Genomic DNA, 22,122 nt, shown 5'->3' with positions numbered 1-22,122 from the left:
CCCTGCCGCAAAAAAATTCGGTGAACCCGCCCGGCCCGGTGCCGAGGGCGATACGGCACCGGACCCGGACGGAAAAGCTCAGGGTTGGTACGAGGCCGCGCCCGCCGTGCTCACCACCTTGTCGCCGTCCGCCCTGCTCAGCAGCCCGGCCGTCACCCACGTGTCCACCGTGGACCGCACCCGCGCCACCAGCGCCCCCTTGTTCCGGAACGGCGCCCCGGCCCAGACCTCGTCCAGCAGCGTGGTGCCGTCGGCCTTCGCGGGGTTGGTGACGCCCGAGTCCCGGCCGCCGAAGACGACCTTCGGCTCGGAGCGCCGGAAGTAGGCGTGCGTCGGATCCTCCGTCCCCTCGGAGAACGGCGCCCACTCCCTCCCGTCCAGCGTGAAGTGCAGCGGCTTGCCGGACACCGGCTTGAGAGTGGCCGACAGGTCGCCGGACAAGCCGGCGTTGCGGTACAGGCCGACCTTCAGATACTCCGTGGCGGCGTCGCGGGCGACCAGGTTGACCGGGCCGTGGAACAGCGTCTGCAGGGACGGATCGTCGAGGGCCTTCTCCACCCGCATTCGGAACGGCATGGCGATGCGGACGGTGTCGCCGGCCCGCCAGGTCCGGGACACGTCGAAGTAGCTCCCGGGTTTCGGAGTCCCGGACACCGCACGCCCGTTGACGGTCACCCGGAACCCGGCCGTCGCCCACGACGGCACCCGCAGCCGCAGCGTGAAGGAGGCACGACCGCCCCCGAAGGTCAGCGTGCTGCCCTGCTCCTGCGGATAGCGGGTGGTCTGCGTGACCGTGACGCCCTTCTCGGCCCAGGTCAGCGCGGAGGGGCTGTACAGATTGACGTACAAGGCACTGCCGTCGGACTTCGCGAAGTACACCGAGTCCTGGTACTTCGTGGCGCTCTCCATGCCGGTGCCCTCGCAGCAGGTCGTGCCCTGCTTGGGCGTGTAGTCCCGGACATGACCGGGCGTCAGCCCGATGAAGTACGTGACGAGCGGCTTCTCCGCGTCCGGCTTGTCCTGCTTCGAACCGAGCACCTGGTTGTACAGGGCCCGCTCGTAGTAGTCCATGTACTTCGGGTCCTGCTCGTGGAAGAACAGGGTCCGGCTCAGCTTGAGCATGTTGTACGCGCAGCAGGTCTCCGCGGTGGTCGCGCTGATCGTGCCCGCGATCACGTCCCGGGCCTTCCAGAACTCCTGGGTGCTGGTGCCGCCGATGCCGTACATGCGGTGCGGTACGACCATGTCCCAGAAGTTCTTCGCCGACGTGAGGTAGCGCTCCTCGCCCGTCTCGTCGTAGAGCCGCACGTACCCGGTGAAGATCGGGATGTGCTGGTTGGCGTGCAGTCCGTCGAGGATGTCGGTGTTCGCCGCGCACGCGTCGATCAGCCGGTCGAGGTCGAACAGCTTGGCCAGCGCGAGGTGTTCGGCCTTGCCGGTGATGGTGTGCAGATCACAGATCGCCTCGACGATGCCGCCGAACTCGCCGCTGGAGAAGATCCCCCACATGCGCTGGAGCGTGGACTCCGGCAGCTTGGACAGCCGGGAGTACATCCAGTCGCACATGCCGGACGCGAGGTCGAGGGCCCGGTCGTCGTCCGTGGCGGTGTACGCGTCGAGCAGACCCCTGAGGATCTTGTGCGCGGTGTAGTACGGCGCCCACACCTTGGTGTAGTCGGGGGTGGTCCGCGACTCCAGTTCGATGAACTGCGTCTCCGGGTACGCCGCGAGGAACCCGGGGTGGCTGGGCCCGCCCCAGGTGCGGCGCAGGGTGGCGGTCAGGCCCCGGCCGGAGGTGTCCGCGAAGGTTCCGCCCGCCGTCTCGTCGAAGGCGTACGACGCCAGGTCGCCCCGCCCCGTCGAGGCGTCGGCGGCCCGGCGGCCCTGCAACTCGGTGATCTCGGCGGCGGTCAGCGCCCGCGAGAAGACGTTGAACTCCTCGAAGGCGCCCGCGAAGACCGGGTCGGCGGGGTAGTTCGAGCGGCCGAGCCAGTTGTTCTTCAGAGTGCCGAGGGCCGCCGGGGTGAGGCTCATCGCGGTGTTCCGCGCGACGGCGGTGCCGTTGACGTAGAGCGTGCCGGTGCCGCCCGCGATCGTCACCGCGAGGTGGCTCCACTGGTTCAGCGGCAGCGCGGCCGTCCCGTTGAGGGCCTGCTCGCCGCCGGGGCCCGACGTGGTGATGGCGAAGCGCGGCACTCCGGCCTGGTTGCGGGCGGCCAGATACAGGTAACGGGTGGTGTCGTTGCCGAAGTCGAAGACGCGGGTCCAGTCGGCGTCGTGCGTGGGCCGCACCCAGACGGAGAGGGTGATCGCCGCGGCCCCGCCGAGCACGGCCGCCGGCAGATCCACGTACTGGTAGGAGCCACGCACCTGATCCGCGGCGGTCCCGAACTTCCCGGGGACGCTCAGTACCGCCGGGTCCCGGCGCAGCGCCGCGCGCACCTCGGCCAGCGCCCCGACCATGGTGGTGATCCGGTCGGCGAACACCCGGTCCTTCGTGCCGCGGTACGCCTGCGCCAGCATGGTCAGGAAGTGGCCGGTGTAGTGGCCCCGCAGGTTGCCGTTGGCCTCACCGTCCAGCCCCTCCCAGCCACCGGGGGCGACCGCGCCGCCCGTGGCGAGACCGGCGTTGGCGCGGAACACCTGGAGCAGCCGGTTCACGTCGTAGCCGCGGGCGTGGTCCAGCATCAGCTGCCGCTTGTCGGCGAAGACGCCCCGGCCGAGGCTGACGTCCTCCAGGTCGAAGGGGCGTACGGTCCAGGCGGACGGGGTGCCGGCGGTTGTCGCGGCGGTGGCTGCGGACGCCGGGGCCGCGACGGCCCGGCCTGTCGCCGCCTCGGATATCGCGGGTAGGGTCGCGGCGAGGGTCGCGGCCTGGAGAAGGGTTCGTCTTGAGAGGGGCCGTGCCATGTGTGCTCCTCCACGGGTCCACGGACTCGAAGTATTCGACATTTCGAACGCTGTGCGAGTGATCGACCAGACGATAGGGAGGGGATGAGGGAGCGTCAACGGGTCGGAAGAGGTGAGTTGAAGAAAGGTCCGTCCTCAGTGGTGATTCAGGAAAGGTGGTTGGTGGTTCAGGAAGGGTGCTTCAGGAAAGGCCTGCCGAGTGCACCAGCCAGTCGAACGCCGCCTGCGCCGTGAACTCCTCCTGTCCGCCCCGCAGAAGCAGACCCGCGGTGGCGAACTCCGGCGCGTCGGCCTGGGCGGCGACGTAAGGGAGGGCGATGCAGCGCATCCCCGCCGCGTGCGCGGCGGCGGCGCCCGGGGCGGCGTCCTCCAGCACCACGCAGGCCGTCGGGTCCGCCCCGAGCCGGCGGGCCGCCTCCAGGAAGACGTCGGGAGCCGGCTTGCCGTGCGCGACCTCGTCAGCCGAGACGACCGTCCGCAGGTGGGCGTCCAGGCCCGTGCCCGCCAGGACCGCCTCGATGGCCTCGGGCGAGGACCCCGAGGCCACGGCCATGGGCACGCCTTCGGCCGCCAACAGCTCGACGAACTTGCGCATTTCGGGGTACGCGCGCGTGGAGCTGCGCGCCAGGTCCAGATAGCGGCGGTTCTTGGCGGTGAACAGCTCTTCCACGGAGGCCCGCAGGCCGTACCGCTCGATCCAGTCCGCGACCGTCTCCTGTGTGCTGATGCCGACGTACCGCTCGTGGTCCGTCCAGCTGAAGTCGGGGACGCCGTGCTCGGCGAGGGTCTGCCGGCCCGCCTCGTAGTAGTTCGGCTCGCTGTCCACGAGCGTTCCGTCGAGATCGAAGATGACCGATACGCCGCCGAGATTGCTCATGGTTCCAGCATGTCAAAGACCATGATCCGCAGACCGCCGGGGGTCAGGCCGGGCCGCACGGCCGATCGACTCCACCAGCGGCAGCAGCCGGTGGGGGACACGCTCCCGCAGGGCGATCTCGGTGCGGGTGCGGACGACCCCGGGCAGGCTGATCAGCTTCTGGACGACGTCCTCCAGATGCGCGTTGTCCCGCGCCACGACCCGGGTGAGCAGATCCCCGCCGCCCGTGATGGAGAACGCCTCGACGATCTCGGGCACCGCCGCCAGCGCGTCGCCCACCTCGTCGAGATGGCCCTGGGTGACCTCGATGTGCACGAACGCGAGCACCGGATGCCCGAGCGCGGCGGGGGAGAGGGCCGGTGCCGTGCCGGTGATCACGCCGTCGCGCTCCAGACGGTCGAGCCGGGCCTGCAACGTGCCCCGGGCGACGCCAAGGGTCCGGGCGTACTCGCGCACGCTCGTGCGCGGCTGCTCCAGCAGCAGCCGCAGGATGCGGGTGTCGAGCTCGTCCACGGGCATCGTGCGTCCTCCTCGTCCGTTGGCCCTGCCGCGGCCACTCTCCGACCGCTTCAGCTGTGCCAATGGCCCAGTCTAGGAGGAGCCTGTTGAGCCAGTGGCGTCCGGGATGGTGATATGGAGGCGTCGATGGCGCTGCGGATCCCGCGGCGCCTTTTTCATGCTTTCCCATCCGGCGTTGCGAAGGGGGCGGTAAGTGGTGCTGAAGAGGGTGTTCGTGGCTCCGGATCCGGGACGGACGCGGCTGCGGTTCGCCACGCGTGCCGTGCTCGGCATCGCGCTCGCGGTCGCCTTGTGCGGCCTCGCCGGACACTCCCTCACGGGAGCCGTCACCGGCGGTCTCGCCGCCCTGCTCGCCCTGTTCACCGTCACCGACGCCACGGTCCGGGGCCAGGCGGTCACCACCGCGCTGCTGCCCGCCGTCGGACTGCCCGTGCTCACCGCCGCCGCCGAACTGCACGACCACCCGGTGGCCCGCGACCTCACCTTCCTCGCCGTGGTCGGCGCGGGCGTGTACGCGCGCCGCTGGGGTCCGCGCGGGCACAGCCTCGGCGTGTTCGCGTTCATGACCTTCTTCGTGGCCCAGTTCCTGCACGCCACCACGGACCAGCTGCCCGAGCTGTACGCCGCGGTCCTGCTGTCCGTCCTCGCCGCCACCCTGGTCCGCTTCGGGCTGTGGTGCTACGAGCGCCGCCTGCCCCCGCCCGCCGTGCCCGCCCCGCCGGGCGGCACCGGCCTGGCCCGGGTGACCACCCGCCAGGCGATCCAGGCGACCGCCGGCGCGGGCTTCGCCCTCGTCGTGGGCCAGCTGGTGTCCGGGCAGCGCTGGTACTGGGCCGTCGGCGCCACCTGGTGGATCTTCGTCAACACCACCTCGCGCGGCGAGACCCTGGTCCGCGGCTTCCGGCGGCTCCTCGGCACGGTCATCGGCATCGCCCTCGGCCTGCTCGTCGCCATGCCCGTGCACGGCGACCCGACCGCCACGGCCGTCCTGGCCGCCGTCTGCGTCTTCGGCATCTTCTACACCGCCGCCGTCTCCTACACCTGGATGATGCTCTGCGTGACCCTCCTCGCCGGGCTGCTCTACGGCCTCCTCGGCGTGCTCGGTCCCGGCCTGCTGGCCCTGCGGCTCGCCGAGACCGGCGTCGGAGCGCTCGGCGCCGCGCTGGCCGTGATCCTCGTCCTGCCCGTCACCACGCACAGCGTCACCGACGCCTGGATCCAGCGGGCCCTGCGCTGTGTCCACGCCTGCACCGCCGAGACCGCCCGGCGCCTGGCGGGCGCGGCCGACGCCGATCCGGCCCCGCGGGTGGCGGAACTGGAGCAGCTGCTCGCCCGGGTACGGCTCTCGGTCGCCCCGCTGGTGCACCCGCTGAACCCGATGCTCGGCCGCAAGCGACGCGCCCGGCACGTGCTCGCCCTCCTCGACGACTGCGCCCGGGAGATCCGGGGCCTGGTCGCCGTCGCCGCCGACCCGGAGGCCTCCCACGACGCCCGCCTGGCAGCCGCCTGCTACCGCGTGCAGGCCGCGGTCGAGGCGCTCACCGAGGGCGGAGACGTCTCGGTCCAGACGGACGGCCTCCCCGCGACGGAACCCGCCCTGGCCCACCTCCACGGCCTGGAACGGGCCCTGGCGGAACTCGCCCGCCCCCTCCGCACGCCGTCGGGTTCGCCGCTGGTCGACGCGTGAGCGCTGTACGGCGTTGAGCCGGCGCCGGCCGGGCTCGCTCGGTGACCGTGCGCACGGTCGGGTTGCCGCCGGCCGGGGCTTCGGCGCTGCACGCCCCTGAGCGGGCGCCGGCCGGGCTCACTCGGCGGCCGTGTCGCCGTCGGGTTCGCTGCTGAGCGGGTGCCAGGGCTCGCTCAGTGGCTGTGTGCGCCGTCGGGATCGCGGCTGGTCGGGGCTTGAACGCTGCGCGCCCCTGCAACGGGCGCCGACCGCGCTTGCTCGGCCGCTGTGTATCCCGTCGGCTCGCTGCTCGCTGCCCGTCGCTCGCCGGGCGGCAGCGGGCCCGGCTCAGTCACCGTCTGTCGCTGGGACGCGGCCGTGCGGTGGGCTCGACGCCCCGACGACGAAGGCCCGCCCACGGACCGGGGGCGGGCCTTCTCAGTCGTACCAGGGACGTCAGCGAACCGGCGTGCCCTGAGCCTGCTGCGGCGCGATTCCCAACGCCGTCGTGTACTTGGCCAGCGCCAGCTTCCCGACCGCCGGGTACGGCCCGAGCGACTCGGCGGCGGAGCAGTCCGCCTCCTTCGCGGCCTCCTCGACCAGCCCCGGCTCGATCTCCGGGCCGATCAGATACGGCGCGAGGGCCAGCTGCTGCGAACCCGAGGAGCGCAGCTGCTCGGCGACGGACGCGATGGAGCCCTCCTGGTCCAGGGCCGCCGCCATCACCGGCACCGCGAGGCGCGCGGCGAGCAGCATGCCGGTGATCCCGGCCGCCTGCACGGCCTCGTCACCGCCCACCGACGCCAGGATGATGCCGTCGGCGGCGGTCGCCACGGTGAACAGCCGGGCGCGGTCCGCGCGGGCCAGACCGGCCTCGGAGAGCCGCACGTGCAGCGCCTCGGCGAGCAGCGGGTGCGGACCGAGGACATCGGTCAGCTCGGCGGCGATCCGGCTCTCCATGACGGCCTGGCGGACCCGGCGCAGCAGCGCGCTGTCCGGACCGGCGAGCAGCGGCACGACGACGGCGACGGGCCCGTCGGGCTCCCTGACGTCCATGCCGGCGGCACGCGCCTGCTCGAAGCGGGCGGTGCGCTCCTCGGCGGCGTACGTGAGCACGGCCTGAAGCGTGGGGAACTCCGCGTTGTCCCCGTCGAGGTACCCGATGCGGGCGTCGAGACCCGGCAGCTCGGAGCGGGCGATGCTCACGACCTCTTCGGCGAGGCTGCGCGTGGCGCTACTGGGCGTGCCCGGCACGGCGAGGACGAGCGCGGGCGCGCCCTCGGGAGCCACCAGCGGCTCCGGACGGCGGTGCCGTCCGGGCTGGCGGGGTCGCGGCATTCGTACTGGGAGGCCGGACTCGGGTCCAGTGGGGGAACTCATGGCGCCGCATGTTACTGGCTTCTTGGGCTCCCTTGTTCGGGGAGGGGGCAGGTGAGCGGTATCCGTCCGGTTTTGTCTGATGAGTTACGTACGGATGGAATGACGTGCGGATGATGCGTGATCGGATCAATCACCCGACAGGGTGGTCACGCTCAGCATGGTCTCGTCACCCGGCAGGGTGAGCGGACCGGCGCTGAGCTCGGCCGCCATGCGCATCGAGCCGTGCAGCGGATCGCCCTCGGCCGGCACCCGCCGCGCGTGCGGGAGCCGCTTCGCCAGTTCCTCGTCCAGCGGTGCGAGGAGCGGGTCGCCGATCCTGAACAGGCCGCCGGTGACGGCGACGCGCGAGGCGCCGCCGGAGGGGCACACGGCCGCCGCGGAGTCGGCCATGTGCCGGGCGGCCGCGCGCAGGATGCCCGCCGCCACGGGGTCCTCCTCCGCGCAGTCGGCCACCCGGGGCGCGAACGAGGCGAGGACGGCGGGCCGGTCCGGCCGCGGATACAGCGCGCCGGGCAGCCCCGATACGGGCCCGAACGCCTCCTCGGCGCACGCCAGCAGCCGGGCCGAGCCGCCCTCCCGCCCGTCGTGGGCCCGCAGCGCGGCCTCCAGCCCGGCCCGCCCGATCCAGGCACCGCCGCCGCAGTCGCCGAGCAGATGCCCCCAGCCGTCCGCCCGACACCAGCCCGTCAGGTCGGTGCCGATCGCGATCAGTCCCGTACCGCCGGCGATCACGGCACCCGGCCGTGGCCCGAGCGCACCCACGTACGCGGTCACCGCGTCGGCGGCCAGCGCGACCTTCCGTACACCGAACTCCCGGGCCAGCGCACCCGGCAGTTCGGCGCGCAGCCCGGCACCGAGGGAGGCGAGCCCGGCCGCGCCGACGACGGCGGCGGTCAGCCGCACAGGACCGGCCTCGGCGGTCAGGGCACGCACCAGGGGCGCGAGCCGCGCCATGAAGTGTTCGGGGTCGATTCCCCGGTCGCCCGTGCGCACCGGCTCATCGGACGCCCGCCGGGCGAGCGGCCCTCGCTCGGCGGTTCCCACCACCACCCGGAGCCCGGACCCGCCGGAGTCCACGGCGAGAAAGCCGGAGCCTTCCGGTGCCCCGGTCACGGCAGGCGCCAGTCCACCGGTTGGCCGCCCTGACGGATCAGCAGGTCGTTGGCCCGGCTGAACGGGCGGGAGCCGAAGAAGCCCCGGTCCGCCGACATGGGGGAGGGGTGGGCGGATTCCACGGAGGGCAGGTCGCCGAGCAGCGGGCGCAGGTTGCGGGCGTCACGGCCCCAGAGGATGGACACCAGCGGCTTGCCGCGCGCCGCCAGGGCCCGGATCGCCTGCTCGGTGACCTCCTCCCAGCCCTTGCCCCGGTGGGCGCCGGGCTTGCGCGGGGCGGTGGTGAGCGCCCTGTTGAGCAGCAGCACGCCCTGCTGCGTCCACGGCGTGAGGTCACCGCTGGACGGCTGCGGCAGTCCCAGATCGGCGTTCAGCTCCCGGAAGATGTTGATGAGGCTGCCGGGCAGCGGACGCACCTCGGGCGCGACCGAGAACGACAGCCCCACCGCGTGCCCCGGGGTCGGATACGGGTCCTGACCGACGATCAGGACCCGTACGTCGTCGAAAGGCTGCTGGAAGGCCCGCAACACGTTCGGCCCGGCCGGGAGGTAGGTGCGCCCCGCGGCGATCTCCGCGCGGAGGAAGTCCCCCATCGCGGCGACGCGTTCGGCCACCGGTTCCAGGGCCTTCGCCCAGCCCGCTTCGACGATCTCATGCAAGGGTCGTGGTGCCACGGGCGTCACCCTACTGCCGTACGGGCAGCGGCGATCAACCGGTGGCCAAGGGCCGCTCGTAAGCTCATCCCCTGCCTCGCCCCCCTCATCACTGCCTCAGCCGACGACCGCGGCCCGCACGCACAGCACGTCCGGCAGATGCGAGGCGAGCTGCTGCCAGCTGTCGCCGTCGTCCGCCGAGGCGAACACCTCGCCGTTGCGGTTGCCGAAGTAGACGCCCGCCGGATCCGCGTCGTCCGTGCACATCGCGTCGCGCAGCACCGTGCCGTAGTGGTCCTCCTGGGGCAGCCCCGCCGAGAGCGGCTCCCAGCTCTTGCCCGCGTCCGCCGTCCGGTAGACCCGGCACCGGTGGTCGGCCGGGACCCGGTCGGCGTCGGCGTTGATCGGGAACACGTACGCGATGTCGCCTCTGTGCGGATGCGCGGCCGCCGCGAAGCCGAACGTGGACGGCAGGCCCTCGCCGATGTCCGTCCAGTGCGCACCCGCGTCGTCGCTGCGGTAGACACCCCAGTGGTTCTGGAGATAGAGCCGGTCCGGGGTGGCCGAGTCCCGGGCGACCTTGTGCACGCACTGGCCGAACTCCGGGTTCGGGTCGGGCAGGAACACCGCGGAGACTCCCGAGTTGGAGGGCGCCCAGCTCGCGCCGCCGTCCAGCGTGCGGAACACACCGGCCGTCGAGACGGCGACCGTCACCGCCTTCGGGTCGCGCGCGTCGGTGAGCACGGTGTGCAGGCCCTCACCGCCACCGCCCGGCACCCACTTCGACCGCGTGGGGTGCTCCCACAGGGGCCGGACGAGCTCGAACGTCTCCCCGCGGTCCTCCGAGCGGTACAGCGCGGCCGGTTCCGTGCCCGCGTAGACCACGTCCGGCTCGGCGGCGGCCGGGTGCAGCTGCCACACCCGCTCCAGGGACGCCCCCGTGTCCTTGGGGAACTTGACGGCCGGCCGGGCCGGTTCCGTCCAGGTCCGGCCCAGGTCGTCGGAGTGGAACACGGACGGGCCCCAGTGCGCGCTGTCGCCGCCGGCCAGCAGCCGCGGGGTCGCGGTGCGGGTGTCGATGGCGACCGAGTACACGGCCTGTGCGTTGAAGTAGGGACTCTCGTCGAACGCCCAGGCGCCACCATCCCGCCGGCGCCCGATGAACAGGCCTTTGCGCGTGCCCACGGCGAGCAGTACCTCGGTCATGCCGATCACCTCCGCGGCGTCGTCGTCGACGCCCTTGTCTCGGACACGGGCCAGTCTGCACCCCACCACTGACAGTCACCCCCGGAGCGGGCTCCGGCGCAGGTCAGCGCCGTGTCGGCGCTGCGTGCGGGCGTCCGTCGCCCTCGTCCGTGAAGACGCCGCCGCAGACCGCTGCGCCCTCTCGGGGGTACGTGCAGTGAGCATCCAGCGGCCCGCTTCCGTATGGGGAGGGCGGCGGGATGGTCGTGCGCTCGTGAGGAGGAGCCTTCGATGGCGTTACGTGGTCCGAAGGTGTGGCTGTGGCGCTGGCGGCGCAATCCGCTCAAGCGGCGCGCCGACAGGGTGGAGGCCTGGGTCGTGCTGGGCGTGTGGATGCTCACCGTGTTCGTCGGGGTGCTGGCCGGCACGGCGGTGAGCCGGTCCGTCGAGGACGGGCTGGCCCGCGAGCGCGTCGAGTGGCGCCCCCTCGTGGCCCGGCTCACCGAACGGGCTCCCGGGACGACTTCCGAGAACGGCAGCGTCTCGCGTTCCGAGCACGTGTGGGCGGAGGCACGGTGGACCGCCGCGGACGGTTCCTCGCACTCCGGTCAGGTACGGGTCCTGGCGGGCAGCCGGGCCGGTTCGCCGATCACCGTGTGGACGGACCGCGAGGGCCGCCAGGTGACCCGCCCCGTCACCGAGTCCCAGGCCCGCGTACGCGCCTGGCTGATCGGCGGCGTGGCGGGCGTCTTCGCGGCGGCCGCACCACTCGCCGCCGGCCGCGCGGTACGCCGCCGCCTGGAACGCCGCCGCATGGACCAGTGGGACGCCGAGTGGTCCCGCTTCGGCCCGCTGTGGGGGCGCACGATGGGCTGACCGGGCGGGGCTGGTTCCATCCCTGTGGGGGTGGTTGGTTCTGGTTCGGTGGGGCGGTGCCGGTTCCGTCTCGGTGGGGGTGGTCGGTTGTGGTTCGGTGGGGCGGTGCTGGGTCCGTCTCGGTGGGCGTGGCGGGTCCCGGTCCGGCTGGGCAGGGCCGTCTCATCCCGGCAATTGCGGCCGGTCGCAGTTCGGCAATTGCGGCCGGTCACAGTCCGACAAGCGCGGCCGTCCCAGCCCAACAGGGCAGGACGGTTTCACCCCGACGGCGGCGGGCCCGTCCCATCCCGACGGCCTGACCTGCCCCCCTCCCGGCCCAGCGCCTCCCGGCACACCCGCAACAACCTCTCGTCCTCATGGATGTCGTGCCTGTCGCAGCCGCCGGAGTCGGCCCGATGCCGGCGCGGGGACGTGAGCTCCGCTCGCAGCAGATCGTGCAGGGGCGCTCCCGTGGGACCCAGCGCTGCCACGCACCCGGCGATCGTCGTGCGGGTGCGCGGGTGCTCCGCCCATGCGGAGCGGAGGACGAGAAGGACCTGCTCCTGTACAGGCTCCCCGGCGATCCGCCACACCGCGCATGCCGCCGCGGTCCGTTCCGACGCCTCGCCGGAGCCGGTCATCCGGCGCAGCGCGGGCAGGGCCGCACGGGCTGCCGGCCCCAGTCGCCCGAGGACGTCGGCGGCCGCCGACGGCCGATACCGGCCGCTCCCGGAATCGGTCAACTGCCGGAGCAGTACGGGCACGACGGCTTCCGCCCCGCCCGTGACCGACCACAGCGCGTCGGCGGCCGCGACGGCGCAGTCGGTCTCCAGCAGCCCGCGCAGATCCGGTATCGCCTCGTGCGCGGCGCTGCCGAACGCCCCGAGGGCACGGACCGCCGCCCCCGTGACGGCATCGCGCTGCCGCAGCCCGTCCGGCATGCCGCGCAGCAGGCGCAGCACCGCCGGCAGGGACTCGGTGTCGCCCAGTGCCGTGAGCGCCGACAGGAGGGGAACGGCCCGCTCATGCGTGTCGGGGCCGTCGAGCGGCACGCGGGCGAGGTGTCGCCGCAGGGCGGGGGCGAGCGGCGCGGCAGCGCGGCCCAGGTGGGGTGTCACCAGCCCCAGGTCGTGCGGTACGACCGGGCCTGCCAGCACCTCGGCCAGCACCGGCGTGGCCCGCGCGTCCCCGGCCCTGGCCAGCGCCTTGAGCGGGCCGCCCAGCGTCGGCGCCCCCCGCTCCCCGTGACGTACGCGCAGCTCGGGACGGCAGGTCACCAGGGCGTGGAGGTGGTCCGCTGCGGGCCGGGCCAGTTCGAAGAGCTCCACCAGGACGACGACCGCCGCGTCGTGCAACCGGCCCTCCCCGGCGCCCAGTTGGGCACCTATGAGGGCGACCGCCTCCGCCCCGCCGGTACGCCACTCGCGGAACAGCCCGGCCGACATCAACACGGCGTTGCACCGGTCGAGGGCATCCGGACTGGTCAACTGCCCGCACAGCAGGGCGACCCGGTCGGCCACCCGGCCGCCGAGCGCGCAGTGCAGGGTCCGCAGCAGCCGAGAGCCCTCCTCGTCCGAGGGACGCAGGCGCCGCAGCCGCCCGGCGAGCGTGTCCGCACCGGGACTGTCCTGCTCGTGTCTGCCGCAGGCGCGTTGCCCGGACCTGTCCCGGAGCAGCCGGACCACGGTCGGTACGAGATCCTCGGGAAGCAACTCCGGGGCGCACCGCGCCAGCTGGCCGAGCGCGGCCAGCCGCAGCCCCGGTCCGTAAGGCGGCCTGCTCAGCGTCGCCAGCAGGTCCACCGCCTCGGCGGCGTGGGCGTCACCGGCCGGCAGGTGCCGCCGTGCGAACAGGCCGAGGCCCTCGGCCAGGGCGAGCAGGACCCGGTCGTCCCGCTCCACGGTGATCCGCTCCCGTAACAGGGCGAGCACACCCGCGGGCCGGTCGAGGAACCGCACGAGCGCCCCCGGAGCCGCCCGGCGGACTCCGGCGTCCGCGTCCCCCGCCAGCCGGATGAAGACATCCGCGCCCGCGCGCAGCACGGCACGGGCCCTCACGGCGAGATCGCCGGATCCGCCCTCCTCCTCGCCGGATCCGCCCCCGTCTCCGTCGGATCCGCCCCGGCCCCCGTCGGATCCCCCCTCATCCCGGGCGAGTCCGCGCCCCCTCCCGTCAGACCCACCGATGCTGACGAGGAGCTCCACGACCCCCGCCCGGTCGGGCACGTCCTCGCGGACGGCGAGCGCGAGGAGAAACGGAACACAGGCGAGCGTCGAGTCGTACACGCCTCCCTGGTGGTGCACGGCGCCGTACATCCGGTCGAGCGCGGTCTCCCGCTCGGCCGGGTCGGCGGAGGCCAGTCCCCGGAGCAGTCCGGGCACGTCCTCCGCGCTGCCGTAGGCATGCCGCAGCGAGGCCCAGTCGACCTCGTCGATCCCCCTGAACACGTTGTCCTCCCCAGGCGAAGTGCCAACTGACGGGGAGTCTGCACCACGGCACTGACAACGAAGCGGAATCGGGAGATGACTGTCCGCGAACCATGTGCCCGATGGCCGACAGTGGCTCGGTGGCCGCCGGGGGGAGGGCCGCTCAGTCTCCGCCGGGCAGCGCGCGTCCCACGATCGCGTCGAGGTCCGCACCCTCCGGCAGCGTCCCGAACGCGTACCCCCAGTCGCCCCCGAGCCGGGTCGCGCAGAACGCGTCGGCGACCGCCGGCGGGGCGTACCGGACGAGGAGGGAGGCCTGGAGCGTCAGGGCCATCAGCTCCACGAGGCGGCGGGCCGTCGTCTGCGACGCCCCGGACAGCTGGTTGCTGAGCCGTGTCACGGCCGCGTCCAGCCGGGCGTCCGCCCCCTGGGCGAGGGCGAGCTCGCCGAACAGGGCCTCGGCGGTGGACGGTTCGCGGGTCAGCGCCCGCAGTACGTCGAGGGCGTTGACGTTTCCCGAGCCCTCCCAGATCGACAGCAGGGGAGCCTCGCGGTAGTGCCGGGGCATGCCCGAGTCCTCGACGTAGCCGTTGCCGCCGAGGCACTCCAGGGCCTCCGCGGTGAAGGCCGGGCCCCGCTTGGTCACCCAGTACTTGCCGACGGCGGTGGCGATCCGGCGGAACGCGGTCTCCCGGGCGTCCCCGCGGCTCGCCCGGTCGGCCGCGCCGGCCAGCCGCAGGGTGAGGGTCGTGGCGGCCTCGGACTCCAGCGCCAGATCGGCCAGAACGTTGCGCATCAGCGGCTGGTCCACCAGCCGTGCGCCGAACGCGCTGCGGTGCCGCGCGTGGTGCCCCGCCTCGACGAGGGACTTGCGCATCAGCGCGGCCGACATCATCACGCAGTCCAGCCGCGTGCAGTTGACCATCTCGATGATGGTCTTGACGCCCTGCCCCTCGGGCCCGACCAGCCAGGCGACGGTCCCGTCGAACTCGGGCTCGGAGGAGGCGTTGGAGCGGTTGCCCAGCTTGTCCTTCAGCCGCTGGATGCGGAAGGTGTTGCGGGTGCCGTCGGGCAGCACACGGGGCACCAGGAAGCACGACAGGCCGCCCGGGGCCTGCGCCAGCACCAGGAAGACGTCGCACATCGGCGCCGAGGTGAACCACTTGTGCCCGCGCAGGGTGTACACCCCGGGTTCGGACGTGGGCGTGGCCGTCGTGGTGTTCGTCCGGACGTCGGAGCCGCCCTGCTTCTCTGTCATCCCCATGCCCGCCAGCAGCCCGCGCTTCTCCGTGGGCACCCGGAGCCCGGGCTCGTACTCCCGGCTCGTCAGCAGCGGCTCGTAGACCTTCGCCAGCTCCGGCTGCCTGCGCAGCGCGGGGACGGCCGCGTACGTCATCGAGGTCGGGCAGCCGTGCCCGGCCTCCGTGTGCCCCCACGCCAACCCGCCCGCGGTCCGGGCGACATGGGCGCCGGGCCGGTCGTCCGCCCAGGGCGACGCGGCCAGTCCCTCGGCGATCGCGGTGCGCATCAGGTGGTGCCAGCTCGGGTGGAACTCGACCTCGTCGACACGGTTGCCGTACCGGTCGTGCGTTCGCAGCTCCGGCTCGTGGCGGTTGGCCAGGTCGGCCCACTCCTGCGCCTGGGCGCTGCCGGCCTGCCTGCCGAGCCGCCGCAGGTCCTCCTCGGCCCACCCGGCGCCCTCCCGCCGCAGGCCCTCCAGCAGGGCCGGGTCGTCGGAGGCGTCGTACGGGGTGAGCGGCGGGGCCTGGTTGGTGACGTCGTGCGTGGCGGGTCCGCCGTGCGCCTGCTGTTCGCCGAGTGTCGAGACCATACGTCGAGTGTTGCACTCTTCCTGCGACCGCAGCAATCCTGCAACATGGAATTCGGCCGCGTACAGTACGTGACCATGCCGATGAACGTCCCGGCGCGGCCCGGCGCGCTCGATCTGCGGCCGCTGTCCGCGCGGTCGGTCGTGCTGAGCCTGCTGCTCGGAACGCATCCCCCCGAGCTGCCGGTCAGGGAGCTCGTGCGGCTCGTGGAGGGCTTCGGCGTCGGCGGCTCCACGCTGCGGGCGGCGCTCAGCCGGATGGTGGCCGCCGGTGATCTGCGGCGCACGGACAGCGGCTACCGCCTCAGCGACCGGCTGCTGGAACGCCAGCGCCGCCAGGACGACGCCGTGCACCCGCGCACGCACGCGTGGGACGGCGACTGGGAGATGGTCGTGATCACCGCGACGGGACGCGGCCCCGCCGAACGCGCCGACCTGCGCGCCCGGCTGACCGCCCTCCGGCTCGCCGAACTCCGCGAGGGCATCTGGCTCCGCCCCGCCAACCTGGCCCGCGCCCTCCCCGGCGACCTGGACCGGGTGGCCCAGCACTACACGGCCCGCCCCGACCGGCCCGCCCGCGACCTGGCCCGGAGCCTGTGGCCGCTGGACGCCTGGGCCGCCACGGCCCGCGCGCTGCTCGCCCACATCGCCGGGGCGTCCCGTCCGGCCGACCGCCTGACCGCCTTCGCCGCCGTCGTGCGGCACCTGCTGGCCGACCCCGTCCTGCCGCCCGGACTGCTGCCCGCCGACTGGCCGGGAGCCGAGCTGCGCGCCGCCTACACCGACTACCAGCGGGAGCTGATCGGCGAGGTGCGTGCGCGGGTGCGGGGCGTATGACGCGGACGGCCGTGCGAAGCGCCCGCCAGGACGCTTCGCACGGCCGTCTTCACCGTGGGGGGACTGCCCGAGGAACTGCCTGAGGGACTACCTGTAGGTGATGTCCGAGGCGGAGTAGAGGCAGTTCTTGCTGTCGGGTCCCGACCCGACGGCGGTGTTGTTGTTGTACTTCTGGCAGGGGACGACCTTGCGGCCGGCGTCGTTGCGGATGGTGATGCCGCGCAGCGTCGCCACGTCGTTGCGGTTGACGTTGATGCCGACCAGACGCGCCGTGGAGCCCGTCCCGGTCACGTCGATGGTGTTCAGGTTCACCTTCCGCGTGTACTGCGTGGAGCAGTCACCGCAGGAGCGGTAGAGCGTCTTGAACTCCTGCACCGCGAAGTTGGAGATGTTCAGGGTGCCGCCGCCGTTGTGCTGGAAGACCTTGTCCGCCGCCTTCTTCGCGCCGCCGCCGATCACGTGGTAGGTGGCGCCGGTGCCGCCGCGGAAGGTGGCGGCGTCCTCGCCGACGTCCTCCCACCAGACGTTCTGGAGCGTGCAGCTGCCCTGGCAGTGGATGCCGTCGGCGGCGGGGGCGCCGAGGATGACGTTCTTCAGCACCGCGCCGTCGGCGAGCTTGAAGATCGGGTCCTGGCCCTCCTCCTGGCCGTCGCCGGCCAGGCTTCCGGTGCCGTAGAACCGCTTCATCCCGTAGTCCTTGGTGCCGGACACGGAGATGGTGGAGGAGGTTCCCTGGCTGCCGTTGGGGGTGGGCCAGGTGGCGGCGCTCGCCGTCGGCGCATTGGTAGTCATGATCATGCCAACCGACAGGCCGAGAGTGGCCAGCGCGCCGGTCAGTGCGCGCCTGCGGGCGCGCGGACGTGTCGCAGAAGTCATGTCCCGATTCCTTCTGTCGTCTGAGCGGATGAGGGGTGTCCGAGCGGACGGGGTGTCAGAGCTTTCCGGCGCCCGCACCCGACGTCACCGAGGCGACGACGGACGAGGCCGGCTCCGCCGTGTAGCCGTACGGCGGGCTGGTGAAGGTGCCGACCCGCGAGACCTCGGTAGCGGCTCCACCGAGGTCGTTGCCGCGCAGGTTGGCGTATCCGTCGACGTCGCTGCTGCGGTTCGTGGTGACCGCGACCTTCGTCGAGCGGAAGACGTTGTTCTCGACCAGCATCTGGGCGCCCATGCGCGAGTGGCAGGCGGTGTCGGCGCCCTGGACGTAGTTGTTGTAGAAGTGCCCGGTGCCGAAGCGCAGGCTGGGGATGCGCGAGTACACGTTGGCGAAGTGGTTGTGGTGGTACGTCACCTTCAGGCGGCCGGTGTCCTCGCTCGCGTTGTTGTCGCTGTGGCCGACGAGCGAGCCCTTGAAGTGGTTCTTGAAGGTGTTCCAGGACACCGTGACGTTGTCCGCGCCGTGGTTGACGTCCAGCAGGCCGTCGTAATGGTCCTTGTCGTGATCGCGGTCGGCCGAGAAGGAGTTGTGGTCGATCCAGACCTTGCTGGACGCCTCGACGGTGATGCCGTCGGCGGGCGCCACCGGCTTGCTGATGTTGAGGTTGCGGATGACGACGTTCGAGACCTTCTTCAGCCGGAGTCCGCCGCCGGTGAACCCGGACGCGGAACCCACGCCCAGGACGGTCGTGTTGGAACCGATGTCGACCTGACCGCTCAGCGAGATCAGGCCGTTGACCCGGACGACCTTGGCCGAGTTGCCGGTCACGGCCGACTTGAAGGCGCTCAGCGTGGAGACGGTGACCGCCGAGGCGCTGCCGCCGCCGGTCGTCCCCGCGCCGAACCCGACCGGTGAGGTCTCGGCGGCCCCGGCCGGCTGGGGAACGGCCAGGACCGTCACGGTCGCCAGTGCGGATGCGGCGGCGAGCGCCAGGGTGGATCTGCGGACACGAGTACGTGGGGGATGAGTACGCATGTGGGGTGCGTCCCTTCGTGGTGCCTTCATGGTGCCAGGTCGGTCATGTACATGAATGACGTTCGCCATGTTGCTCACCGCGTGCGCTGCGTGCGACCGGTCCGGAGGTCCTGTCATGCCCTGGGGGTGCACTTCCCCGGGCGTGGCAGGTCTCGGCGGGCGCCCTGGCGGAGGCGCTTGCGGGTCACACTGCTGAACGGAACGTAGGGGGCAAGCGCTTTCTAGTCAACGCTTCGCGCAGAACACATTCGGCCGGACCTGGTCGGAGCGCCGGCGCTGCGGGAAGCGGTGTGGGAGCGCTTCCATGAAAGCCATGCGCATGTCACCATGCCGATCGGGCGCTTCCCTTCAGGAGAGGGCGGGTCGATGAGGACTCCGCGCATGCGTACGTTCGTCAGCGGGCCCGTGTTTCACGCTGCCGGCCGTCGGTGTCCTGGCCCTGGCGCCGGGACCGGCGCTCGCGGGCACGCCGCAGCCGGGCCGCGAGGACTCCCTGCCGGGGTTGTTCACATGGTCTTCGAGCGGCCCGCAGATCAGTCCGAAACCGGACGCCGGCCACCCGATCCTCTCGGTCGAGGACCCGACGGTGTTCCGGTGCCAGGACCACCGGCACGGCTACTTCACGACCGCCGACACCGCCGGACGCTGGAGCCTGGCGGCGCCACTTCCGGGCCTGGACCGCCGACGGCCTGGGTGGCACGTGGAAACCGCCGGCCGACACCGAGGCCAACCCCTTCGCCCGCTCGGCCAACGTCGCCTTCGAGGCCGGACAACCCGCCTGGACCAGGGACTTCAGCCACGGCGAGCTGATCCGCTCCGGCGTCGACCAGACCCTCACCATCGATCCGTGCCGCCTCCGGTTCCTCTACCAGGGGATGGACCCGGCCTCCAGCGGCGAGTACCACCGGCTGCCCTGGCAGCCCGCCCTGCCGACCCAGACGAACTCCACCTGCTGAACCGCCGTACGACGTCCTGCGAGCCGCGCCTCACCACCGAAGGGACCCGGACGTGCCTGCCACTCCCCACCCCACGACGAGGAGACCGCTGCGGTCGATGCCCGCCGCACTCCTCGCCACGCTCCTCGCCGCGCTGCTGGCGTTGCTCGCGGCCTCGGTGCTCACCGCACCCGCGGCCGCCGCTCACGACAGCGCCCGTGATTCCGCCCGTGATTCCGCCCGTGAGAAGGCCGTACCCACCGCGACCCTCACCGAGGTCACGAACTTCGGTACGAACCCCAGCAACCTTCGGATGTACCTGTACGTGCCGGAGAACGTCACGCCGAACCCGGCGGTCGTGGTCGCCGTGCACTGGTGCACCGGCTCGGGCCCGGACATGTACAACGGCACCGAGTACGACACCCTGGCCGACCGGTACGGGTTCATCGTGCTCTACCCGTCCGTCACGCGCAGCAGCAAGTGCTTCGACGTCTCCTCGCCCCAGGCCCTGCGCCGCGGCGGCGGCAGCGACCCGGTCGGCGTCAAGTCGATGATCGACTGGGTGACCCGCACCTACGACGCCGACACCGGCCGGGTGTTCGCCACCGGCATCTCCTCCGGCGCGATGATGACGAACGTCCTGCTCGGCGACTACCCCGACGTGTTCGCGGCGGGCGCCGCCTTCTCCGGCGTGCCGTTCGCCTGCTTCGCCACCACCGACGGCTCCGAGTGGAACAGCAACTGCTCGGGCGGCACGGTCACCCACACCCCGAAGGAGTGGGGCGACCTGGTCCGGAACGCCTATCCCGGCTACAGCGGCCCCCGCCCGCGGATGCAGATCTGGCACGGCACCGAGGACGACGTCCTGCGCTACCCCAACTTCGGGGAGCAGATCAAACAGTGGACGAACGTGCAGGGCGTGAGCCAGACGCCGGCCGCCACCGACACACCCCAGTCCGGCTGGACCCGCACCCGCTACGGCGGCACGGGTGACCAGGCGCCCGTGGAGGCCGTCAGCCTCCAGGGCGTCGGCCACAACCTGTACGCCCACGGCATGGCATCCCGTGTGCTCACCTTCTTCGGCCTCGACAAGCCGGGCCCGGCTCCCCAGCCCCAGCCCGGCGCCTGCAAGGTCACGGCCGCCGTGAACGCCTGGAACACCGGCCTGACCGCCTCCGTGACCATCACCAACACCGGCACGACGACGGTCAACGGCTGGAAACTCGGCTTCACGCTCCCCGCCGGGCAGACGGTCACGGGCGGCTGGGGCGCCACGTACACGCCCTCGTCCGGGTCGGTGACCGCGACCAACGTGTCCTACAACGGCACCATCGCGCCGGGCGCGAGCGTGCGCATCGGCTATCAGGCCGGTCACGGCGGCGACAGCGCCGCTCCGGCCGCGTTCACGCTCAACGGGACGGCGTGCGCGACCGGTTGACGTGGGCGGTGTGCCTCGGGGCGCGGGTGTCGGCTCAGACCGACCGGTGGTACTGGTCCGGCACCCGCACCTCACCGCCGAGTTCCCGCGCCGCCTGCCGGGCCCACGAAGGGTTGCGCAGCAGCTCACGGCCCAGCAGTACCGCGTCGGCCTCGCCATTGGCCAGGATCTTCTCGGCCTGCTCGACATCGGTGATCAGCCCCACCGCGGCGACGGGCAGTGTCGTCTCCTGCTTCACCCGGGCGGCGAAGGGCACCTGGTAGCCGGGGCCCGTGGGGATGCGGACGCCGGAGGCGTTGCCACCGGTGGAGACGTCCAGCAGGTCGACACCGTGGGCCCGCAGGTCGGCGGCGAAGCGGACGGTGTCGTCCGCGGTCCAGCCGCCCTCGTCGAGCCATTCGGTCGCCGAGACGCGGAAGAACAGCGGCTTGTCCTCGGGCCACACCTCCCGTACGGCGTCGACGACTTCGAGCGCGAAGCGGGTGCGGTTCTCATACGAGCCGCCATAGGCGTCGGTGCGGTGGTTGGAGTGCGGGGAGAGGAACTCGTTGATCAGGTAGCCGTGGGCGCCGTGGATCTCGGCGATCTCGAAACCGGCGGCGAGCGCGCGACGGGCGGCGGCCGCGAACTGCCCGACGATCTCCTTGATCTGATCGACGGTCAGCTCGGCCGGAACCGGGTGCCGGTCGTCGAAGGCGATCGGGCTCGGCGCCACGGAATCCCACCCGTACGCCTCCGGGCCGACCGGGGCGCCGCCCTTCCAGGTGCGGTCCGTCGAAGCCTTGCGGCCGGCGTGGGCCAGCTGGATCGCCGGCACCGTGCCCTGCGAGGCGAGGAAGCCGGTGATGCGGCGGAACGCCTCGACCTGCGTGTCGTTCCAGATGCCGAGGTCGTACGGCGAGATGCGCCCCTCCGGGGAGACCGCGGTGGCCTCGACGATGATCAGGCCCGTGCCGCCGGTGGCGCGGGCGGCGTAGTGCGCGAAGTGCCAGTCGTTGGGGACGCCGGTCTCCGGGCCCTGCGGTGCGGCCGAGTACTGGCACATGGGGGGCATCCACACGCGGTTCGGGATCGTCACATCGCGCAGGGTGCAGGGCTCGAAGAGCGCGGTCACGGCGGACTCCATTCGTCACGGGGCCGATGTCGACTCGTACGATAGGCATCGTAGTACGGCGGATGTCAAACTACGAGGTCTCTCGTACTATGGGATCCCCGAAGGAAGTGGAGCCGCCGTGACCTCTCCCGCCGTCAGCAGCCGCGACCTGCCGCATCCCGTGCGTGACGAGATCCGGCTGGAGGGTGTGCTGCATGCCCTCTCCGACCCGATGCGGCTGCGGATCGTGCGGGAGCTTGCCGCGGTCAGCGGGGAGTTGTCCTGTTCGCACTTCGACCTGCCGGTCACGAAGTCCACGACCACGCATCACTTCCGGGTGTTGCGGGAGAGTGGGGTGATTCGGCAGGTGTACCGGGGGACGGCCAAGATGAACGGGCTGCGGCGGGATGATCTGGACGAGCTGTTCCCGGGGCTTATGGATGCCCTGCTCGATGCCGCGGGTCGGCAGGCCGGGCGGCTCTGAGGCTGATCGTC

18 protein-coding genes are annotated in these 22,122 nt (G+C 72.5%); 6 read left to right on the top strand and 12 right to left on the bottom strand.

Annotated features, from left to right (window positions below; all coding sequences use genetic code 11):
* Positions 1–78 precede the first annotated feature (78 nt).
* From PV963_RS05575 to PV963_RS05565, 3 genes are all read right to left on the bottom strand, one after another.
* Positions 79–2,910: a beta-L-arabinofuranosidase domain-containing protein gene (locus PV963_RS05575; protein ID WP_274814435.1), complete on the bottom strand. Its 2,832-nt coding sequence runs from the start codon at positions 2,908–2,910 to the stop codon at positions 79–81.
* Positions 2,911–3,091: 181 nt separating this feature from the next.
* Positions 3,092–3,787 carry an HAD family hydrolase gene (locus PV963_RS05570; RefSeq protein WP_274814433.1) on the bottom strand — a complete coding sequence of 232 codons (696 nt, stop codon included), beginning with the start codon at positions 3,785–3,787 and terminating at the stop codon, positions 3,092–3,094.
* Between the two features lie 12 nt (positions 3,788–3,799).
* On the bottom strand, positions 3,800–4,306 hold the full coding sequence (locus PV963_RS05565; RefSeq protein WP_274814432.1) for an Lrp/AsnC family transcriptional regulator: 507 nt from the start codon (positions 4,304–4,306) through the stop codon (positions 3,800–3,802).
* A 196-nt stretch (positions 4,307–4,502) separates the two neighbouring features.
* Here PV963_RS05565 and PV963_RS05560 point away from each other — a divergent pair, with 196 nt between their 5' ends.
* Positions 4,503–5,993: an FUSC family protein gene (locus PV963_RS05560; RefSeq protein ID WP_274821948.1), complete on the top strand. Its 1,491-nt coding sequence runs from the start codon at positions 4,503–4,505 to the stop codon at positions 5,991–5,993.
* 435 nt (positions 5,994–6,428) lie between these two features.
* Here PV963_RS05560 and PV963_RS05555 read toward each other — a convergent pair whose 3' ends face one another.
* From PV963_RS05555 to PV963_RS05540, 4 genes are all read right to left on the bottom strand, one after another.
* Positions 6,429–7,352, bottom strand: a complete 924-nt coding sequence (locus PV963_RS05555) for a sirohydrochlorin chelatase (protein ID WP_274814430.1) — start codon at positions 7,350–7,352, stop codon at positions 6,429–6,431.
* 126 nt (positions 7,353–7,478) lie between these two features.
* On the bottom strand, positions 7,479–8,465 hold the full coding sequence (locus PV963_RS05550) for an N-acetylglucosamine kinase (RefSeq protein ID WP_274814429.1): 987 nt from the start codon (positions 8,463–8,465) through the stop codon (positions 7,479–7,481).
* Positions 8,462–9,139, bottom strand: coding sequence for a uracil-DNA glycosylase (locus tag PV963_RS05545; protein WP_031120513.1), 678 nt, complete (start codon positions 9,137–9,139; stop codon positions 8,462–8,464). Before PV963_RS05545 ends, PV963_RS05550 begins: the two co-directional genes overlap by 4 nt.
* Before the next feature lie 96 nt (positions 9,140–9,235).
* Complete coding sequence (locus PV963_RS05540) at positions 9,236–10,393, bottom strand: WD40/YVTN/BNR-like repeat-containing protein (RefSeq protein WP_274814427.1); 1,158 nt, start codon at positions 10,391–10,393, stop codon at positions 9,236–9,238.
* 201 nt (positions 10,394–10,594) lie between these two features.
* Here PV963_RS05540 and PV963_RS05535 point away from each other — a divergent pair, with 201 nt between their 5' ends.
* The gene (locus tag PV963_RS05535; protein WP_274814425.1) at positions 10,595–11,179 is read left to right on the top strand and encodes an Rv1733c family protein; all 585 of its coding nucleotides are present in this window, start codon (positions 10,595–10,597) and stop codon (positions 11,177–11,179) included.
* 257 nt (positions 11,180–11,436) lie between these two features.
* On the opposite strand, the gene PV963_RS05530 is transcribed toward PV963_RS05535, so the two are convergent.
* Complete coding sequence (locus PV963_RS05530; RefSeq protein ID WP_274814424.1) at positions 11,437–13,605, bottom strand: HEAT repeat domain-containing protein; 2,169 nt, start codon at positions 13,603–13,605, stop codon at positions 11,437–11,439.
* A 142-nt stretch (positions 13,606–13,747) separates the two neighbouring features.
* Entirely contained in the window at positions 13,748–15,415 is a 1,668-nt protein-coding gene (locus PV963_RS05525) for a DNA alkylation response protein (RefSeq protein ID WP_274814423.1), read from the bottom strand.
* Positions 15,416–15,490: 75 nt separating this feature from the next.
* Between PV963_RS05525 and PV963_RS05520 the strand changes: the two genes are divergently transcribed.
* Positions 15,491–16,249, top strand: a complete 759-nt coding sequence (locus tag PV963_RS05520; protein WP_274814422.1) for a PaaX family transcriptional regulator C-terminal domain-containing protein — start codon at positions 15,491–15,493, stop codon at positions 16,247–16,249.
* An 87-nt stretch (positions 16,250–16,336) separates the two neighbouring features.
* Here PV963_RS05520 and PV963_RS05515 read toward each other — a convergent pair whose 3' ends face one another.
* Both PV963_RS05515 and PV963_RS05510 read right to left on the bottom strand, forming a co-directional pair.
* The gene (locus tag PV963_RS05515) at positions 16,337–17,125 is read right to left on the bottom strand and encodes a pectate lyase (protein WP_274814421.1); all 789 of its coding nucleotides are present in this window, start codon (positions 17,123–17,125) and stop codon (positions 16,337–16,339) included.
* Positions 17,126–17,180: 55 nt separating this feature from the next.
* A complete protein-coding gene (locus PV963_RS05510) occupies positions 17,181–18,161 on the bottom strand; it encodes a pectate lyase family protein (RefSeq protein WP_274814420.1) in 981 nt (326 codons plus the stop codon).
* Between the two features lie 428 nt (positions 18,162–18,589).
* Here PV963_RS05510 and PV963_RS05505 point away from each other — a divergent pair, with 428 nt between their 5' ends.
* Both PV963_RS05505 and PV963_RS05500 read left to right on the top strand, forming a co-directional pair.
* A complete protein-coding gene (locus tag PV963_RS05505; protein ID WP_274814419.1) occupies positions 18,590–19,117 on the top strand; it encodes a non-reducing end alpha-L-arabinofuranosidase family hydrolase in 528 nt (175 codons plus the stop codon).
* Between the two features lie 97 nt (positions 19,118–19,214).
* Entirely contained in the window at positions 19,215–20,534 is a 1,320-nt protein-coding gene (locus PV963_RS05500; protein ID WP_274814418.1) for an extracellular catalytic domain type 1 short-chain-length polyhydroxyalkanoate depolymerase, read from the top strand.
* 34 nt (positions 20,535–20,568) lie between these two features.
* Here PV963_RS05500 and PV963_RS05495 read toward each other — a convergent pair whose 3' ends face one another.
* Complete coding sequence (locus tag PV963_RS05495) at positions 20,569–21,648, bottom strand: NADH:flavin oxidoreductase/NADH oxidase (protein WP_274814417.1); 1,080 nt, start codon at positions 21,646–21,648, stop codon at positions 20,569–20,571.
* 118 nt (positions 21,649–21,766) lie between these two features.
* Between PV963_RS05495 and PV963_RS05490 the strand changes: the two genes are divergently transcribed.
* Positions 21,767–22,111, top strand: a complete 345-nt coding sequence (locus PV963_RS05490) for an ArsR/SmtB family transcription factor (RefSeq protein ID WP_274814416.1) — start codon at positions 21,767–21,769, stop codon at positions 22,109–22,111.
* Positions 22,112–22,122 lie beyond the last annotated feature (11 nt).

The organism is Streptomyces coeruleorubidus (genome assembly GCF_028885415.1).
GTDB lineage: Bacteria > Actinomycetota > Actinomycetes > Streptomycetales > Streptomycetaceae > Streptomyces > Streptomyces coeruleorubidus_A.
The sequence above is the reverse complement of the archived record's forward strand: the minus strand, read 5'-3'. Positions and strand labels throughout refer to the sequence as shown.

Excerpts from the sequence above, each read along its gene's own strand:
- PV963_RS05575 (WP_274814435.1), bottom strand. The coding sequence starts at position 2,910 with ATGGCACGGCCCCTCTCAAGACGAACCCTTCTCCAGGCCGCGACCCTC.
- PV963_RS05570 (WP_274814433.1), bottom strand. The coding sequence starts at position 3,787 with ATGAGCAATCTCGGCGGCGTATCGGTCATCTTCGATCTCGACGGAACG.
- PV963_RS05565 (WP_274814432.1), bottom strand. The coding sequence starts at position 4,306 with ATGCCCGTGGACGAGCTCGACACCCGCATCCTGCGGCTGCTGCTGGAG.
- PV963_RS05555 (WP_274814430.1), bottom strand. The coding sequence starts at position 7,352 with ATGAGTTCCCCCACTGGACCCGAGTCCGGCCTCCCAGTACGAATGCCG.
- PV963_RS05535 (WP_274814425.1), top strand. The coding sequence starts at position 10,595 with ATGGCGTTACGTGGTCCGAAGGTGTGGCTGTGGCGCTGGCGGCGCAAT.
- PV963_RS05525 (WP_274814423.1), bottom strand. The coding sequence starts at position 15,415 with ATGGTCTCGACACTCGGCGAACAGCAGGCGCACGGCGGACCCGCCACG.
- PV963_RS05520 (WP_274814422.1), top strand. The coding sequence starts at position 15,491 with ATGCCGATGAACGTCCCGGCGCGGCCCGGCGCGCTCGATCTGCGGCCG.
- PV963_RS05515 (WP_274814421.1), bottom strand. The coding sequence starts at position 17,125 with ATGACTTCTGCGACACGTCCGCGCGCCCGCAGGCGCGCACTGACCGGC.
- PV963_RS05510 (WP_274814420.1), bottom strand. The coding sequence starts at position 18,161 with ATGCGTACTCATCCCCCACGTACTCGTGTCCGCAGATCCACCCTGGCG.
- PV963_RS05500 (WP_274814418.1), top strand. The coding sequence starts at position 19,215 with ATGCCCGCCGCACTCCTCGCCACGCTCCTCGCCGCGCTGCTGGCGTTG.